Genomic DNA, 16,180 nt, shown 5'->3' on the forward strand with positions numbered 1-16,180 from the left:
CGTGATGTTCACTTGATGAATGAGAGCCATTTGGAAGGGTGCCATCGCGTTCGGCCTGGTCAACGTGCCCGTGAAGGTCTACAGCGCCACTGAGGATCATGACATCAGTCTGCACCAGGTCCACAATGCCGACGGCGGCCGGATCCGCTACCAGCGCCGGTGCGAGGTCTGCAGCCAGGTCATCGATTACTCGGACATCGAGAAGGCCTTTGAGGAGGACGGCCGGACGGTGGTCCTGTCCAAGGACGAACTCAAGGCCATTCCGGCCGAGAACAGCCATGAGATCGACGTGGTGCAGTTCGTTCCGTCCGAGCAGCTCGAGCCCATGATGTTCGAGAAGAGCTACTACCTGGAGCCGGACTCCAAGTCGCCCAAGGCCTACGTGCTGCTTCGCAGGGCGCTGGAGGACACGGACAGGGTGGCAATCGTCCAGTTCGCGCTGCGGGAGAAGACCCGGTTGGGCGCTTTGCGGATCAAGGACGATGTCCTGGTGCTCCAGTCCCTCCTTTGGCCGGACGAGGTGCGCGAGGCGAACTTCCCGTCCTTGGAGGCGGATGTACGGATCAGCGCGCAGGAACGGGACATGTCCGCAGCGCTGGTGGAGTCCATGGCTGCGGATTTCGACCCCGCGTCCTTCACCGACGACTACCAGGTGCAGCTCCGCCAGCTCATCGAGGCGAAGCTGGAACAGGGCGAGTCGCTGGACACGGAGGAAACCTTTGGGGTGGAAGCCGGCGAGGGCAGCAAGGGCGAAGTCATCGACCTGATGGAGGCACTCAAGCGGAGCCTCGACCGGAAAAGGGGTTCGGGTTCCGCGGCAGGCAGCGCTGGTGAAGAGGCCGGCCGGGATTCCGGCGGCGCCGCCGGTGAGGGTGAGGAAGAAGCAAAGCCGGCGCGCAAGCGGTCCACGTCCGCCGCGTCCGCCCCAGCAAAGTCCGGCGCAGCCAAGTCCGCGGACAAACCTGCTGCCCGCAAAACCAGTGCCGCGAAATCGGCCGGGGACAAGGCTGGCGCCGCCAAGGCCTCGGAGGCCAAGGGCACGGCAGGCAAGTCCGCGGCGTCCAAGTCCACGGCAGCCAAGTCCGCCGCCGAAAAACCTGCCGCGAAAACCGCCGCCGGCAAGGCTACCGGCACGCGGGCGCGCAAGCCGGCGTGATGGTCCGCGGACTGCGGAGCCTGCTTCGTCGTCCGATGCCATGCCTAAGAAACTACTACTGGGCCTGCTGGCTTTCCGGTAGCAGGCACCTGTTTAAGTAGCGGGGACCTGTTTGGTCCGGGTCCTTTACAGCGGCGTCCGGTGCGTCCACAATGAGTCGCATCACAGCCTCCGCTGTGGCCTCACAGCGTGCTGTCACTCACTCTGACCTGCCACCTGAGAGGGGCGCGGACATGAACGACCAGACGGGCACAGCCAAGGCGAACGGCCAGACGGACGCAGCGAAGGCGGACCGGGAACTCAAACAGAAGCACCGGGCCATGTGGGCCTCCGGCGACTACCCGGCGCTCGCAGACGAGATGCTCCTGGAACTGGGCGCCATCCTGGTGGAAGCCTGCGGCATCACGTCCCGCCACAACGTGCTGGACGTCGCCGCCGGATCAGGCAACGCGGCCATTCCCGCGGCAATGATGGGGGCAAAGGTGGTGGCCAGCGACCTCACTCCTGAGCTTTTCGAGGCCGGCCGCCGTGAGGCAGCCAACCGCGGAGTCAGCCTGGACTGGAAGGAGGCCGACGCGGAAGCCCTGCCCTTCGCTGACGCCGAATTCGACGTCGTTATGTCCTGCCTCGGCGTCATGTTTGCTCCCCACCACCAGCAGGCCGCTGACGAACTCCTGAGGGTGTGCAAACCGGGCGGCACCATTGGACTGCTCCACTGGACCCCGGAAGGATTCATCGGCAAGATGTTCGCCACTATGAAGCCCTTCGCCCCGCCGCCTCCGCCCGGCGCCCAACCGGCCCCGCTGTGGGGAACCGAGGACCACGTCCGGGAGCTGCTGGGGGACAGGATCACGGACACTGCAGCACGCAAGCAGACCCTGGCCGTGCGGAGCTTCCACCAGCCCGGCGACTTTGTCCGCTACTTCAAGTCCCACTACGGCCCCACCATCTCCGTCTACAAATACATCGGGGAGGACGCGGACAAAGTCAAAGCCCTGGACCAGGCACTGACGGAGCTGGCTGATTCCTTCGGTGATGCCCACGGCGACTCTCCCTTCCAGATGGAATGGGAGTACCTGCTGTTCACGGCGAAGAAGGCCAAGTAGATCCCCCAACCAGGTAGCAGTAAGTGTCGTTATGTACGTCCATACCGACACTTGCTGCTACCTACATGGGCAAGGAGGGGCTTAAAGGCCAGCGGCCGCCGTCGGGCGTTTCCCGGGAAGGGAAGGCCCGACGGCGGCCGCTGAGGCTGGCGCGCTACTCGGCGTCGTGATCCGTTTCCAGGATCTGGACCAGGTGGTTCAGCGCATCGTCCGCGCCGTCGCCCTCTGCGCGGAGGACTACCACGTCGCCGTGCGAGGCGCCCAGGCTCATGAGGGACAGGATGCTGGCAGCATCCATGGCCTCGTCCGCCGGCTCGCCTTCACGGGCGATGGTGATGTCCAGGTCGTATTCTCCTGCGGCCTCGGCAAAGATGGCGGCGGGGCGGGCGTGCAGGCCTACTCGGCTGGCGACGGTTGCGGTGCGTTCTGGCATTGTTGCTCCTTTTGTCTTGCGGCTTGCTGTAGGTCCAGCGCCGGATAGCTGGTGGTTAGGGTCAGACCGTTGCGGGAACGGATTCCACGGTATCAGCGGTCTTGGGGGCTGCCCAGCGCTTCAGTGCCACCACGGCCAGGGCAGTGACGATGGTACCGGCAATGATCGAGAGGACGAACATCAGCACGTTGCCGATGGCGAAGAACACGAAGATGCCGCCGTGGGGTGCCTGCGATGTGACGCCGAAGGCCATGGTCAGCGCGCCGGTGAGGGCGCCGCCCAGCATGCTGGCAGGAATAACGCGGAGCGGATCGGCGGCAGCGAACGGGATGGCACCTTCGGAGATGAAGGATGCGCCCAGCAGCCAGGCAGCCTTGCCGTTTTCGCGCTCAGCCAGGCTGAAGAGCTTCTTGTCCAGGACCGTGGCCAGGGCCATTGCCAGCGGCGGAACCATGCCCGCTGCCATGACGGTTGCCATGATCTGCCACGGTGCCTGGTTGTCGGCCGCGCCGGCGCTCAGGCCGGCCACGGCGAAGGCGTAGGCCACCTTGTTGACAGGGCCGCCGAGGTCGAAGCACATCATGAGGCCCAGGATGATGCCCAGGACGACGGCGGAGGCGCCGGTCATGCCGGACAGCCAGTCGTTCAATGCTGCCGTGAGGCCGGCGATGGGTCCGCCGAGGACCAGGAACATCAGGCCGGAGGCGAAAATTGATGCGAGCAGCGGGATGATGACAACCGGCATCAGGCCGCGCAGCCAACGGGGGACGGACCAGGTTCCGATCAGGTGTGCCATGTAGCCGGCCAGCAGGCCGCCCACGATGCCGCCCAGGAAGCCTGCACCCATGAAGCCGGAGACTGCACCGGCCACGAAGCCGGGGGCGATGCCCGGACGGTCGGCGATGGCGTAGGCGATGTAGCCGGCCAGCGCAGGGACCAGGAAGCCCATGGACAGGGCGCCGATCTTGAACAGCACGGCACCGAGGTAGATGGCGAGGCCGCCTTCGGGCAGGTTGCCGAAGTTGTTCTCCACCACCACGGTGTCCGCTACGTCGGTAATGTCGTAGCCACCCAGCAGGAAGCCGAGCGCAATCAGCAGGCCGCCGCCGGCGACGAACGGGATCATGTAGCTGACGCCGGTGAGCAGGGCCCGCTTCAGCTTCTGGCCGATGTGCTCGCCCTTCTCCTCTGCGTCGTGCTCTGCCTGTTCCTCGGCACCGAAGTGCGGGACCCGGCGCGCATTCGGGTTGTCCGCAGCGGCCAGTGCTTCCTGGACCATCTTGGCGGGCTCGTCGATGCCGCGCTTCACGGGGGCGTTGATCACCGGTTTGCCGGCGAAGCGCTCCTTGCCGCGCACGTCCACGTCGACGGCGAAGATGACGGCGTCGGCAGCGGCGATTACGGCGGGGTCCAGCGGCTTGGCGCCGGAGGAACCCTGGGTTTCCACCTGCAGGTCGACGCCGGCCTCCTGGGCCGCGGCAACGAGGGAGTCCGCAGCCATGTAGGTGTGGGCGATGCCGGTGGGGCAGGCAGTGACAGCCACCAGGCGCCTGGGCCCGGAGGAGGCTGCCGGCGCGCCGGCGCCTGCCACCGCGGAAGCCCCGGCGGCGCCGGTGGCGCCACCGGCAGCAGCGGTGGCTGCAGCGTCTGAAGGAACTGCGGCTGCGTGGGCGGCGGGCTTGTCAGCCAGTGCGCCGTCCACCAGTTCCACGATCTCCTCGCGGGAGGAGGCGTTGCGCAGGGCTGCGGTGAAGTCCTTCTTGATCAGGGACCGGGCGAGCTTGGAGAGCAGCTTCAGGTGGGCCTGGTCTGCTCCGTCCGGGGCCGCGATGAAAAAAATCAGGTCCGCCGGGCCGTCCTTCGCGCCGAAGTCCACCTTGGGGTTCAGGCGGGCCATGGCCAGGGTGGGTTCCGTGACGGCGGCCGAGCGGCAGTGCGGGATGGCGATGCCGCCGGGGATGCCGGTGGCGGTTTTCTGTTCGCGGGCGAAGGCGTCGGCGAAGAGGCCTTCAACTTCTGTTGCGCGTCCGGCGGCAGCGACCTTGCTTGCCAGATGCCGGATCACCGCCTCGGGCGTGTTGCCCAGGTTCTGGTCGAGCTCGACCAGTTCCGTGGTGATGAGCTGAGTCACTGTCAATCCTTTCGAAGGGCCGTGATGGTTACGGCATCCGGGGTGGTTTGGTGTACTGCCGGAACCGTGGAACCGGGCAGGGAGGCGGCTGCGGCACCGTGGGCCACAGCCTGGCGAAGGCAGTCGGCCGGGGCGGCGCCCTGGCCGTGGGCGAGCAGGTAGCCGGCAAGCGCGGAATCGCCCGCGCCTACCGTGCTGACCGCGGCGACCGGCGGATGCGTGGCCAGCCACGCGCCGTCGGCCGTTACCAGGACAGCTCCCTTGGATCCGAGAGTTGCCAGCACAGCACCCACACCGGAACGCACGACGGCGGCAGCGGCTGCCGCGGCAGCCACCGGATCCGCTTCCAGTTCGTCAGCGGTGGCCGAGGCGAAGCCGGCTGCAGCAGCCAGTTCCGCCAGTTCTTCGGCGTTGGGTTTGAGGAGGTCCGGTTTCCCGGAACCAGTGGCGGCACCGTCTCCGCCGGCACCGTCTCCGGACATTGCCGCCGCGAGCGGGGCGCCGGAGGAGTCCACGGCGATGTGCGGGGCGCTGCCGTTTCCGGCTGCGCGGATCCGGCGGGCCACCGTGGCGTAGAAGTCTGCAGGGAACCCCGGCGGGAGTGAACCGGCCAGGACCACCCAGCTCGCACCGCGCGAGCTCTCCAGCAGCAGCTTGATGAGGGCTTCCTGCTGGTCCGCATCCAGGGCGGGCCCGGGTTCGTTGATCTTGGTGGTCACGCCGCCGGGCTCGGTGAGGGCGACGTTGGTGCGCAGCGGCTCATCGATGGGGAGCGATACGAACGGCACGCCGGTTTCGCGGAGTCCGGCGAGCACAGGATCACTGTCCGCGCCGGGAAGTACCGCTACGGATTCCAGGCCGGAGGCAACCAGTGCCCGGGAGACATTGACGCCCTTGCCTCCCGATTCCTGGCGGACGGAGACGGCACGCTGCACTTCGCCCCGTTCCAGGGGGCCGGGAAGCGCGACCGTGCGGTCCAGGCTTGGGTTGGCGGTGAAGGTGACAATCATGCGATCACCACGTCAACGCCGGCTTCTTCCAGGGCGGCTGCGAGTTCCGGGCCTGGTTCGCTGTCTGTAATCAAGGTATCCAGATCTTTCAGGGAGGCGAACTGGACCAGGGTTTCCGTGTCCAGCTTGGAGGAATCGGCCAGCACCACAATGCGGCGGGCCGAACGGACGAAGGCTGCCTTGACGGCGGCTTCTTCAGGATCGGGAGTGCTCAGGCCAAAGCTTGCGTGGATGCCGTTGGTGCCGATGAAGGCAATGTCGGGACGGAGCCTGCTGGCGGCCTCCACGGTTCCCTGCCCTACGGCAACCTGGGTGATGCCGCGTACCCGGCCGCCCAGGACGTCAAGGGCGATCCCGGGAACGCTGGACAGTTTGCCGGCGATGGGAACGGCGTGGGTGATGGCGACCAGTTCCGCCCGCGGTTCCGTTGCGTCGGAAGGTTCGACGGCGGCGCGGCGGGCGAGCATGTCGGCCAGGACTTCGGTGGTGGTTCCGCCGTCGATCAGGACGCTTCCCGCAGAGTTCCGCGGGATGAGGGCCAGGGCGGCCTCGGCGATACGGATCTTTTGGTCGGGCCGCTGGATGGCGCGCTCGTTGACGCTTTCCTCGGTGGTGCTGAAGCGGTCTGCCGCAACGGCCCCGCCGTGGACCCGGCGGACGGTGCCTGCGCTTTCGAGGGTGGCAAGGTCGCGGCGGACGGTTTCGGTGGTGATGCGGAAGCGCTCGGCCAGGAGGGTCACGCTGACCCGGCCGCTGCCGGCAACAAGCTCGGCAATCTTTTGCTGGCGCTCCTCGGCGAACACGTACCCTCCGTTGCGTAAGTTCAGTTGGTGCGGTGGATCCTGCAGTGCCCACATGCTGCGTGTCCAGGCCTGCGTGACTGGCATCACATGATGTTGAGTTACTTGACTTTATCTTCGCTTATGTTGGTTTGTCAATGGAAACCCACACGAAACAAAATTCGCCCGCCGCTCCCCACTGGTACTGCCCTCACCGAGGGGGACGAAAAAGCCGGGCCCGACCGCAATGGTCCGGCCCGGCTTGTCGGGTTTCATTCGTTGTCCAGCCAGGCAGCCAGGCCGGGACCTTCTCCGGTGCTACAGCCCGCCGTCGCGGCTTTCGTTCCGGGTGATGCGTTCGCCGGTGTTGGGATCCACCACCGAGCGGGTCTCGCTGACACGGCGGCTGCGGCCAGGTGAAGCGAGGATCAGGGAAGCAATGAGGCCGATGACGCCTACGGCCATCAGGATGTAGCCGATCAGGACCTGGTCCACGGCGGGGATGAGGCCCGGAGCCACCGCCCACGCGAGGATGGCGCCGAGGGCGATAAGGAAAATGGAAGATCCGATTCTCATGAGGTGCTCCTTGTTTGGGGGCCGGGCGTGGTCATCACCCGTTGACGGTTGCTAAGCATGCTGACCGTTAAGCGTCACGCTACAGCGCGGAGTAGCCGTGTTCAACGTTTCGGGGCGGTGCGTAACCCATTTGTTGCGCTGTGGCCCCTGTGAATGGTGGGGCGGCAGCTGCGTCGGTCCAGCCTGTCCCCCGACGCCGTGCCGGGCCGACCGCGGGCCCGGCCCGGCACGGCGTCGGGCTTCTTCCCGGCCTGCCTCGCTAGGCTGATCCGATGGAAACAGTTGTTTGGTCCAAACCGGAAGACCAGCGGGCGGATACCCCGCTGCTGGTCATGATGCATGGCTACGGTACGGACGAGTCCCGCATGGTGCGCCTGTTTGAATACCTGCCGGCGGAATTCACCTGCGCGGCGCTGCGGGCCCCCATGGATATCGGAGACCACTACGGCTGGTTCCTGCTCGACTACTTCCTTGCCAACGACTTCGCCGACGTTATCAAGGCTGCTGCCGCCGTGCAGGCCTGGATCAACAGCGTCAAGGGCCAGCACAGCAGCGTGAGCCTGCTCGGGTATTCCCAGGGCATGGCGATGGCCAGCACCCTGCTGCGCCTCCATCCCAAGGACTACGAGGCGGTGGTGGGGCTGTCCGGGTTCGTGCTGCAGAACGAGCTGCTGTCCCTCACTGAATCCTTTGATACCCGGCCGCCCTTTTTCTGGGGGCGGGACAAGGCGGACCTGGTCATCAATGAGGACGCCATTGCCTATACGGAGGAATGGCTGCAGGAGAACACCCTGCTCACCGCCAGGACGTACCCGGGGATGGGCCACGCCATGTCCAAAACGGAAATGGTGGACGTGAGCTCATTCCTGCGCCACTATGTGCTGCGGCCGGAGGTCTCCGCCAGCAACCGGCGGTGACGCTGCGGGCTGAGAAATGCGTCACATCGGGGCCCGAAGAAAAAACAGTTGCCAGCTAAATTTGTAAGCGCTTACACTCTTCTTCGGCCGTTATAGCGGCACTGAACTGGGCGAACAAGGAGAGCAGCGCGGTGCGGACGATGTACTGCAGCCGGCCACGGCCTGATGCTCTTGCCTGGCCTGCAAAGATCCGGCAGATCCGCCGGCTTGTCTGGATGCGCCGGCATGCCCATGATGGTAGAACTGCATCGATCGGCAGGGTCAAAGCCGCCGCGTTTTTCCGCGGGCGAGCACCTGCCGCACTTCCAGGCCATCCGGGCATCGTCGCCTCCACACTTCACGGCACCCTTCACTAAGGCTGCCCGCCGTCCTGAAAGGACACCCCACCACCCATGAGCGACACCACGGCAACAGGCCATGCAGCCGGCGACCTCTCCGCTTGGGCCGGCGCGTCGGCAATCCTCTTTGACCTGGACGGGGTGCTGACCCCCACGGCAACCGTCCACGAGCGGGCCTGGCAGGAACTGTTCGAGGGCTTCCTCGCGTCGCAGCCGCAGGTGGCCGGCTACAGCGAAAGCGACTACTTCGACCACATCGACGGCAAACCGCGCTTCGACGGCGTACGCGACTTCCTGGCCTCGCGCGGCATTGTGCTTCCGGAGGGACCCACTGACGACGACCCCGCCAACACCACCGTGCAGGGCCTGGGCAACCGCAAGAACCGGATCTTCAACGACATCGTCAGCACCGGCGTCGAGCCCTTCGAAGGTTCAGTACGCTTCCTCGAAGCCGTCATGCAGCGCGGGCTGAAGGTCGCCGTCGTCTCTTCCTCCCGCAACGCACCCGCCGTCCTGGCGGCGGCCGGGCTCGCGGACCGCTTCCCTGTGGTGGTGGACGGCGTGGTGGCTGCCAGCGAAGGCCTGCCCGGCAAGCCGAGCCCCGCCACCTACGAGTACGCCGCACGCCTGCTGGATCTCCCCAGTGAGGAATGCGTGGTGGTGGAGGACGCAGTCTCCGGTGTCCAGGCCGGCGAGGCCGGATCCTTCCACTCCGTTATCGGCGTGGACCGGGGCGCCGGCCGGCAGACCCTGCTCGACGCCGGCGCCACCCTTGTGGTCAACGACCTCAAGGAACTGCTTCCCTAAAGAACCGCTGCCTTCCCAGAGGCAGTCCCGCTGCCCCGGCAGCTTGTTTCAGTACCCTTCATCCCCAAAATCATCCCCAGGCCGGCAGCAAACCAGCTGCCCGGCCACACTTCGAAGGACCCAACATCATGGCCCTGATCTCCGCGGACCGCGAAAGATTCCCCAACAACCCCTGGCAGCTCGTGGAAACCCGCCACGAACAGGGCAACGAGGGGACCCTGGAAACCCTCTTTGCCCTGGGAAACGGCCACCTGGGAATCCGGGGCGCCCACTGGGCGGCAGCCGACTCAGACCTCCCAGGCAGCTTCATCAACGGGCTGCACGAAATCTGGGACATCAAGCACGCCGAAAACGCCTTCGGGTTCGCCCGCACCGGCCAGCGCATCCTCTACATCCCGGACGCCAACAACTTCAGCGTCGTCCTTGACGGGGAGTCCCTCAGCCTTGCGGAGTCCGAGGTGCTGGACTACCGGCGTTCCGTGGACTTTTCCACCGGTGTCTACGAATGCCGGGTCACCTGGCAGTGCCGTTCCGGCGCCGTCGTCACCACCACCGAACGGCGTGCCGTCGGATTCGCGTCCCGGGGAAGCCTCGGCATCTCGCTGGAGGTGTCCACGGACCGCGAGGTCTCCGTGGACGTGACCTCCTCCCTAGTCAACCGGCAGGACCAGCCGGTGGAGGACCACTCGGTCCACGATCCCCGCCGTGCGGGCCGGCACGCCGGACGCGTCCTGCTGCCCCTGCGCCTTGACGGCGGCGACGGGTCGCTCCGGCTGGCCTGGGAAGCTGCCGAATCCAAGCAGCGGGTGGGGGTCGCGGTGGACCACTGGACCTCCGCGGGCCATCAGCCGTTCGAGACCCTTGTGGACCAGGACGACAGCAGCGTCCGCTACGTCCTGGCGGTCAGCCCCGGCGAGCCGTTCCGCCTGGAAAAGAGCGTCAGCTATGCCGCAGGACGGGCCATCCAGGAGCCGTCGGTTGACCCGGCCGCCGTCGCCGAGGAGGGCCTGCGCCCGGTCGGTGACATTTTCGCCGAGAGCGAAGCGCACTACCGGGACTACTGGGCTACCTCGGACATCGTGGTGACCAGCGAGTCCGTGTTGCAGCAGGCCATCCGGTGGAACCTGTTCCAGCTCGCCCAGGCAACGGCCCGCGCCGACGTCGCCGGGATTCCCGCGAAGGGCGTGACGGGCTCCGGCTACGAGGGCCACTATTTCTGGGACCAGGAGGTTTACCTCCTGCCCTACCTCACCTACACCAACCCCGACGGCGCCCGAAAGGTTCTCGAGTTCCGCCACGGCATGCTTCCCGAAGCCCAGGTCCGGGCCAAGGAACTGAGCGTGGACGGCGCCCTGTTCCCGTGGCGCACCATCAACGGGCTTGAGGCCAGTGCCTACTACGCAGCAGGCACGGCACAGTTCCACATCGCGGCCGCGATCGCCTTTGCCACCAACCGGTACGTGTGGGCCACGAGGGACGCCGGTTTCCGCGACGGGATGGGCGCCGAACTGCTCATTGAAACAGCGCGCATGTGGATCTCCCTGGGCTTCTTCGGCAAGGACGGGCTCTTCCACATCCACGGCGTCACCGGCCCTGACGAGTACACCGCCGTGGTCAACGACAACCTGTACACCAACGTGATGGCGCGGTTCAACCTTCGCGCCGCCGCCGCCCTGGAGCATGCCGGCATCAGCGACGAGGAGCGGCAGTTGTGGGAAGCGGCTGCGAACCGCATGCAGCTGCCGTTCGATGAACGGATGCAGGTGCATTCCCAGGACAACGACTTCATGCACCTCGAGCCGTGGGACTGGAACACGCCCAGGTCAAAGTACCCTTTGCTGCTGCACTTCCACCCGCTGGTGATCTACCGCCACCAGGTCCTGAAGCAGGCGGACACCGTCCTGGCGATGTTCCTGCAGTGGCAGGATTTCACGGCGGAGGAGAAACACCGGGCCTTCGACTTCTACGATCCCCTGACAACCGGCGATTCGACGCTGTCCGCCTGTGTCCAGGGCATCATGGCCGCCGAGGTGGGGTACTCCCGCGAGGCGCTGGAACACTTCACCAACGCCGTGTTCATCGACCTTGACGATACCCACGGCAACACCATCGACGGCGTGCACATTGCCTCCACCGGCGGGGTGTGGAGCTCGCTGGTCTGTGGGTTTGCCGGGTTGCGGGACCAGGGCCCGGTTCCGTACTTCGATCCGCGCCTCCCGTCGGAGTGGGACGGACTGGCCTTCCACCTCAAGATCCAGGGCCGCCTGCTGCTGGTGGAACTCGAGACCGGCTCCATCACGCTGACCGTCGCCGAAGGGGAGCCGCTGGCGGTGGACGTCCGCGGCGAGCAGCTCACGGTGGGCGCAGAACCCGTCAAGGTGGCACTGGAGCCCGTGCCGCAGCCGGAACCCACGGTGTTCCCCAGCGGACATCCGACGGCGAGCATTCCGGTGGTGCGTGCCAACAGCTGAGTGCGGGGCGGCGGCGGGAGCCTAGTCTCCCGCCGCCGTCGTGCGTTCCAGCGCAGGTTCCTGGTCCAGGGGGTGGGCCAGTTCGTCGGCGGGCATCCGTGCAACAGCCATGGCGATGACGGCCATTACCGGGCATACGCCGCCGGCCACCAGGAAGATCAGCCAGATGGGCAGCACCTCGGCAGCCGGCCCGGCCAGCGCCATGGACACCGGCATCAGCGCCAGCGAGACGAAGAAATCCAGGCTGGAGACACGGCCCAGGAGGTGCGGCGGAACCCGCCGCTGGAGCAGGGTGCCCCAGATGACCATGCCCACGCTGCCGGTGGCCCCGAAGATGAACAGCGCCGCTGCGATTGCCCAGAAGCTGTCCATAACGCCGACGGCGGCCAGCGGCAGGCTGCCCGCACCCCAGGACACCATCATCACCGTGAGGTAGCGGCGCGGCAGCCGGAAGGACGCGGTCAACAGCGAGCCCAGCGCGGCGCCGACCCCCATCACGGCCAGCAGGAAGCCGAACATGCGGGAATCGCCCGCCAGCTGGTCGCGGACCACGAACGGCAGCAGGACCTCGATGGGGCCGATCAGGAACAGGACCGAGATGCAGGCCCACACCAGCGTCCACAACAGCCACGGGGTGCCAAGCGTGTAGATGACCCCTTCGCGCAGGTCGTGGAAGAAGGACCGCCTGCGCACCTCACCGCCCTCGGCACCGGGAGTGCCATCGGCTGCGGCGCCGCCCTCCGGCCCGCCTGCACCGTCCGCCGCTCCGTTGGCGGGAGCGGCCAGTGCGTGCTGGCCCAGGAAATTCAGGACGATGAACGCCAGGAGGTGGCACACCGCCACCGCCGTGACCGCGTGCGACGGCGAGAGGGCAGCCACCACGATTCCCGCCACGGCCGGACCGGCCGCCTGCTGGAGGACGGGACGCATGGACCCTTCCATTCCGTTCGCTGCCAGCAGGTCCTGGGCGGGAAGGATGCGCGGCAGGATTGCGGAGTAGGCAGGAAAGAAGAACGCCGCGCCGACACCCAGGACAAAGGAACCCGCTGCGACGTGCCACAGCTGGAGCAGGCCCGTCATGGCGAGTCCGCTGACGGCCGCTATCACCGCGAGGTTGGCGCCCTCCACGGCAATGATCAGCCGGCGCTGGGGGATCCGGTCCGCGGCGATGCCGCCGGCCAGGACAAACGCCACCAGGCCCACGCTGCCCGCGGCGGCAACCAGGGACAGTTCCAGCGGGCCGCCGCCCAGATGGATCACCTGGTAGACCATGGCCACGGCCCACATGCCGGAACCAAAGATTGAGATGGCCAGCGCGGCGATCAGTACCCTGTACTCGCGGTGGGCAAAGGGCCGCAGGGCCTTGGGGGTGGGCATAGGCTAAGTCTAGGCTTTGCGCGCGCTCCGGAGGAGCCCCGCCGGAGTGCTCCGAACGGGACGGGGCAGGTGGGTGGCCGCTCCTGCGGTGGCCTAATGTTAAGCAACCTTAGTATGAGGAATTCCGGCACAGGCGTGCCGGCGAGACAAGCAGAGGTGACCATGGCCAAGCGCAGCAATCCCGCAGTACGGATAGCACAGGAAACCGCCCACAACGCGGTGTTCGACGCAGACGGGAAGCCCAAACCGGGTGTCCACAACATGCTCCTGAAGGCGGTGGAGATCCAGCGCCCGCTGGTGGTGGCCTACATCCGCCGGCTGCAGAGGAAGCACCCCCGGGCCACAGCCGCCCAGCTCGCCGACATCCTTGAACGCGACTACCTCCGCGCTGTCACCGGCGGCGGTGCTCTGGTGGGCGCCACCGCCGTCGTGCCTGGCGTCGGCACCGTGGCGTCCCTGGGACTGTCCGCCGCCGCAACCGTCGGGTTCCTGGAAGCAACAGCCCTCTACTCCACCTCGCTGGCCGAACTGCACGGGATCCGGCTGACCAACCCCGAGAAGGCCAGCACCATGGTCATGGCCATCATGCTGGGTGAGGAAGGGACGGCGCTGCTGGGGACCCTCAGCGGCCAGGCTGCCGGCAGGGAAATGAGCGCCAACAAGGCCTGGGGCAATGCCCTGTCCAAGTCCATGGCCGTGCCGGGCTTCGGCAGCATCCGGAACAGGATCCAGAAAGCCTTCCTCAAGAACCTCCTCAAGCGGCAGGGCTCCGCGTTGTTCGGCCGGGCGCTGCCGTTCGGCATCGGCGCGGTGGTGGGCGGAGCCGGTAACCTCATGATGGGCCGTGCGGTGGTGTCCAACGCCAAGGAGGCGTTTGGACCCATGCCGGACACTATCCCCGGAGAGCTCACCGCCGCCGCGGCGGCCCAGGACACCCCGACGCTGGAAGGCAAAACTCTTGGATCTCAACGCTGACCTTGGCGAATCATTCGGCTCTTGGCGGATGGGGGACGACGCCGCCATGTTCCAGCTGGTCACCAGTGCCAACGTGGCATGCGGCTTCCACGCGGGGGACCCCGTCACCATGCTGGACAGCTGCCGGGCAGCCTACGAACTCGATGTGACTGTCGGCGCCCACGTGGGGTACCGGGACCTGGCCGGTTTCGGCCGCCGCGCGCTGGACATGAGCTTCGACGAGCTCTTCGGCGACGTGCTCTACCAGCTGGGAGCGCTCGACGGCGTTGCCCACGCCGTGGGTGCCTCCGTGGACTACGTGAAGCCGCACGGGGCCCTGTACAACCGGCTGGTCCACGATGCCGAACAGGCGTCGGCCGTGGTGGCCGCAGTAAACGCCTACGATCCCGGCCTGCCCATCCTGGGGCTCCCGGATTCCGAGCTCCTGAAGCAGGCCAGGGACGCCGGGCATCCGGTGTTCATCGAGGCGTTCGTGGACCGCGCCTACCGGGCGGACGGAACGCTGGTTCCGCGCTCGGAGGAGGGTGCCGTGCTGCAGGACGTCGACGCGATTGTTGAGCGGGCCGTGCGGCTGGCTGCCAAGGGCGAAGTGGTTGCCGTGGACGGAACAGTGGTCCAGGTCAGGCCCGATTCCCTGTGCATCCACGGCGATACGCCGGGCGCGGTGGGGATGGCTGCCGCCGTCCGGGCCGGACTGGAAGCGGCCGGCATTGAACTGGAGTCCTTCGCCTAGCCGAAAATCAGGTGTGCCACCGTAAAGATGGCAAGCCCGGCCAGCGCGCCCACCACGGTGCCGTTGATCCGGATGAACTGCAGGTCCTTGCCCACCTGGAGTTCGATCTTCTGCGATGTTTCCTCTGCATCCCAGCGGGCCACGGTGTCCGTGATGACCCCGGCAATGTCAGAGCGGTAGGTCCGCACCAGGTAGCCGGCTGCGTCGCCGATCCACGCGTTGACCTTGCCGGCCAGTTCGGGGTCGCTGACCAGCCGGGAGCCGAAGTCCCGCACGGCCGCCTTGAACTTCACGGTCAGTTCGCTGTCGGGATCGTCCACGGCGCCCAGCAGCGCATTCTTGACGGTGCCCCACGTGCGGGAGGCCAGTTCGCGCACCTCGGGGTCGCCCAGCACCTGGGCCTTGATGTCCTCGGCGCGGGCGATCATCGCGGGATCATGCTGGAGGTCCTGGGCAAGGTCGTTCAGGTACTTGTCGATGGACTGCCGGACCTGGTGGTTGGGGTCTGCCTGCACTGCCCGGACGAACTTGAGGATTTCCACATAGACCTTGTCGCCCACCAGCCCGTCCACGAACTGCGGGACCCATGTGGGGGAGCGGTCGGACACCAGGTGGGTGACGGTGTCGTGGTTGTCGTCCACCCAGTCGGCGGCGCGGTCCACCAGCAGGTCCACCAGGTTGTGGTGGTGCCCGTCGCGGAAGATCCGTTCGGCCATCTTGCCCACCGGCGGCCCCCACGGCGGAGTCAGCAGGTGCTTACGCACCATTCCCTCGATGACCGCCTGGACGTCGTCGTCGTTCAACACCTTGAAAAGGCCGCGGATGACGGCGGCGCCTTCCTTGGCCACCCGCTCGGAACCGGCGGGCGTGGCAAGCCACTCGCCCGCCCGGCGGGCGATATTCACGCTGGCGAGCTTGTCCTGGACCACCTGCTCCGAGAGGAAGTTGGTCTCCACGAACTCGCCCAGCGAGGCGCCGATCTGGTCCTTCCGGCGCGGAATGATGGCGGTGTGCGGGATCTTGATGCCCATGGGGTACTTGAACAGCGCCGTGACCGCGAACCAGTCAGCCAATGCGCCCACCATGCCGCCCTCGGCCGCCGCGCGCACGTACTGGAGCCACGGATATTCCTTCTGCAGCGCGAACGCGAAGACGAAGATCACGGCCATCACCAGCAGCAGCCCCAGGGCCACCAGCTTCATTTTCCGCAGCGCTGCCGCCTTTTCGGCGTCGCCCTCACTCAGTTGGTGGCCGACGGCGGCCCGCGCCTTTGCATGGCCCCTCGCGGGCGGTGGTGTGGAGGGGGTGGGCCCGCCGGGTGATTCCCGGGTAGTTGGCTCAGAGTTCACCTGCATGTGCCAAGCCTAGTCC

General features: G+C 66.8%; 14 protein-coding genes. 7 read left to right on the top strand and 7 right to left on the bottom strand.

Translation table 11 applies throughout. The annotated features are described in order from the left end of the window. Positions 1 to 19: 19 nt before the first annotated feature. Positions 20 to 1,156 (top strand): non-homologous end joining protein Ku, encoded by a 1,137-nt coding sequence (ku, locus tag AC6CHP_RS19020; RefSeq protein WP_498231618.1) that lies wholly within the window; start codon positions 20 to 22, stop codon positions 1,154 to 1,156. A gap of 233 nt (positions 1,157 to 1,389) precedes the next feature. Then, positions 1,390 to 2,262: a class I SAM-dependent methyltransferase gene (locus tag AC6CHP_RS19025; RefSeq protein ID WP_498231620.1), complete on the top strand. Its 873-nt coding sequence runs from the start codon at positions 1,390 to 1,392 to the stop codon at positions 2,260 to 2,262. 154 nt (positions 2,263 to 2,416) lie between these two features. On the opposite strand, the gene AC6CHP_RS19030 is transcribed toward AC6CHP_RS19025, so the two are convergent. The 5 genes from AC6CHP_RS19030 to AC6CHP_RS19050 all read right to left on the bottom strand — a co-directional run bounded on the left by AC6CHP_RS19030 (position 2,417) and on the right by AC6CHP_RS19050 (position 7,191). Next, the gene (locus tag AC6CHP_RS19030) at positions 2,417 to 2,695 is read right to left on the bottom strand and encodes an HPr family phosphocarrier protein (protein ID WP_104185572.1); all 279 of its coding nucleotides are present in this window, start codon (positions 2,693 to 2,695) and stop codon (positions 2,417 to 2,419) included. A 61-nt stretch (positions 2,696 to 2,756) separates the two neighbouring features. Further along, positions 2,757 to 4,826 (bottom strand): PTS fructose transporter subunit IIABC, encoded by a 2,070-nt coding sequence (locus AC6CHP_RS19035; RefSeq protein ID WP_498231622.1) that lies wholly within the window; start codon positions 4,824 to 4,826, stop codon positions 2,757 to 2,759. Positions 4,827 to 4,828: 2 nt separating this feature from the next. Further along, positions 4,829 to 5,836, bottom strand: coding sequence for a 1-phosphofructokinase family hexose kinase (locus AC6CHP_RS19040; protein WP_188729086.1), 1,008 nt, complete (start codon positions 5,834 to 5,836; stop codon positions 4,829 to 4,831). Continuing rightward, positions 5,833 to 6,639 (bottom strand): DeoR/GlpR family DNA-binding transcription regulator, encoded by an 807-nt coding sequence (locus AC6CHP_RS19045; RefSeq protein ID WP_188729247.1) that lies wholly within the window; start codon positions 6,637 to 6,639, stop codon positions 5,833 to 5,835. The genes AC6CHP_RS19040 and AC6CHP_RS19045 overlap by 4 nt, the downstream gene beginning before the upstream one ends. A 294-nt stretch (positions 6,640 to 6,933) precedes the next feature. After that, positions 6,934 to 7,191 (bottom strand): DUF6458 family protein, encoded by a 258-nt coding sequence (locus AC6CHP_RS19050; protein ID WP_104185568.1) that lies wholly within the window; start codon positions 7,189 to 7,191, stop codon positions 6,934 to 6,936. Between the two features lie 272 nt (positions 7,192 to 7,463). On the opposite strand from AC6CHP_RS19050, the gene AC6CHP_RS19055 reads away from it, so the two are divergent. The 3 genes from AC6CHP_RS19055 (at position 7,464) to AC6CHP_RS19065 (ending at position 11,724) form a co-directional block, all read left to right on the top strand. Next, positions 7,464 to 8,108, top strand: a complete 645-nt coding sequence (locus tag AC6CHP_RS19055; RefSeq protein WP_188729087.1) for an alpha/beta hydrolase — start codon at positions 7,464 to 7,466, stop codon at positions 8,106 to 8,108. A 392-nt stretch (positions 8,109 to 8,500) separates the two neighbouring features. Next, entirely contained in the window at positions 8,501 to 9,253 is a 753-nt protein-coding gene (locus AC6CHP_RS19060; protein ID WP_498231625.1) for an HAD family hydrolase, read from the top strand. A gap of 128 nt (positions 9,254 to 9,381) precedes the next feature. Continuing rightward, the gene (locus AC6CHP_RS19065; protein WP_498231627.1) at positions 9,382 to 11,724 is read left to right on the top strand and encodes a glycoside hydrolase family 65 protein; all 2,343 of its coding nucleotides are present in this window, start codon (positions 9,382 to 9,384) and stop codon (positions 11,722 to 11,724) included. 21 nt (positions 11,725 to 11,745) lie between these two features. Here the strand turns inward: AC6CHP_RS19065 and AC6CHP_RS19070 are convergent, their stop codons facing one another. Then, positions 11,746 to 13,101, bottom strand: a complete 1,356-nt coding sequence (locus tag AC6CHP_RS19070; RefSeq protein WP_498231629.1) for an MFS transporter — start codon at positions 13,099 to 13,101, stop codon at positions 11,746 to 11,748. A 162-nt stretch (positions 13,102 to 13,263) separates the two neighbouring features. Between AC6CHP_RS19070 and AC6CHP_RS19075 the strand changes: the two genes are divergently transcribed. Beyond that, positions 13,264 to 14,076 carry a hypothetical protein gene (locus tag AC6CHP_RS19075; RefSeq protein ID WP_174180531.1) on the top strand — a complete coding sequence of 271 codons (813 nt, stop codon included), beginning with the start codon at positions 13,264 to 13,266 and terminating at the stop codon, positions 14,074 to 14,076. Next, positions 14,060 to 14,809 carry a LamB/YcsF family protein gene (locus tag AC6CHP_RS19080; RefSeq protein ID WP_498231631.1) on the top strand — a complete coding sequence of 250 codons (750 nt, stop codon included), beginning with the start codon at positions 14,060 to 14,062 and terminating at the stop codon, positions 14,807 to 14,809. Before AC6CHP_RS19075 ends, AC6CHP_RS19080 begins: the two co-directional genes overlap by 17 nt. Here AC6CHP_RS19080 and AC6CHP_RS19085 read toward each other — a convergent pair. Beyond that, complete coding sequence (locus tag AC6CHP_RS19085) at positions 14,806 to 16,164, bottom strand: DUF445 domain-containing protein (RefSeq protein ID WP_188729105.1); 1,359 nt, start codon at positions 16,162 to 16,164, stop codon at positions 14,806 to 14,808. The two genes, AC6CHP_RS19080 and AC6CHP_RS19085, sit on opposite strands and share 4 nt — an antisense overlap. Positions 16,165 to 16,180: the final 16 nt, after the last annotated feature.

The sequence above is a fragment of the Pseudarthrobacter sp. GQ63 genome, from assembly GCF_059758765.1.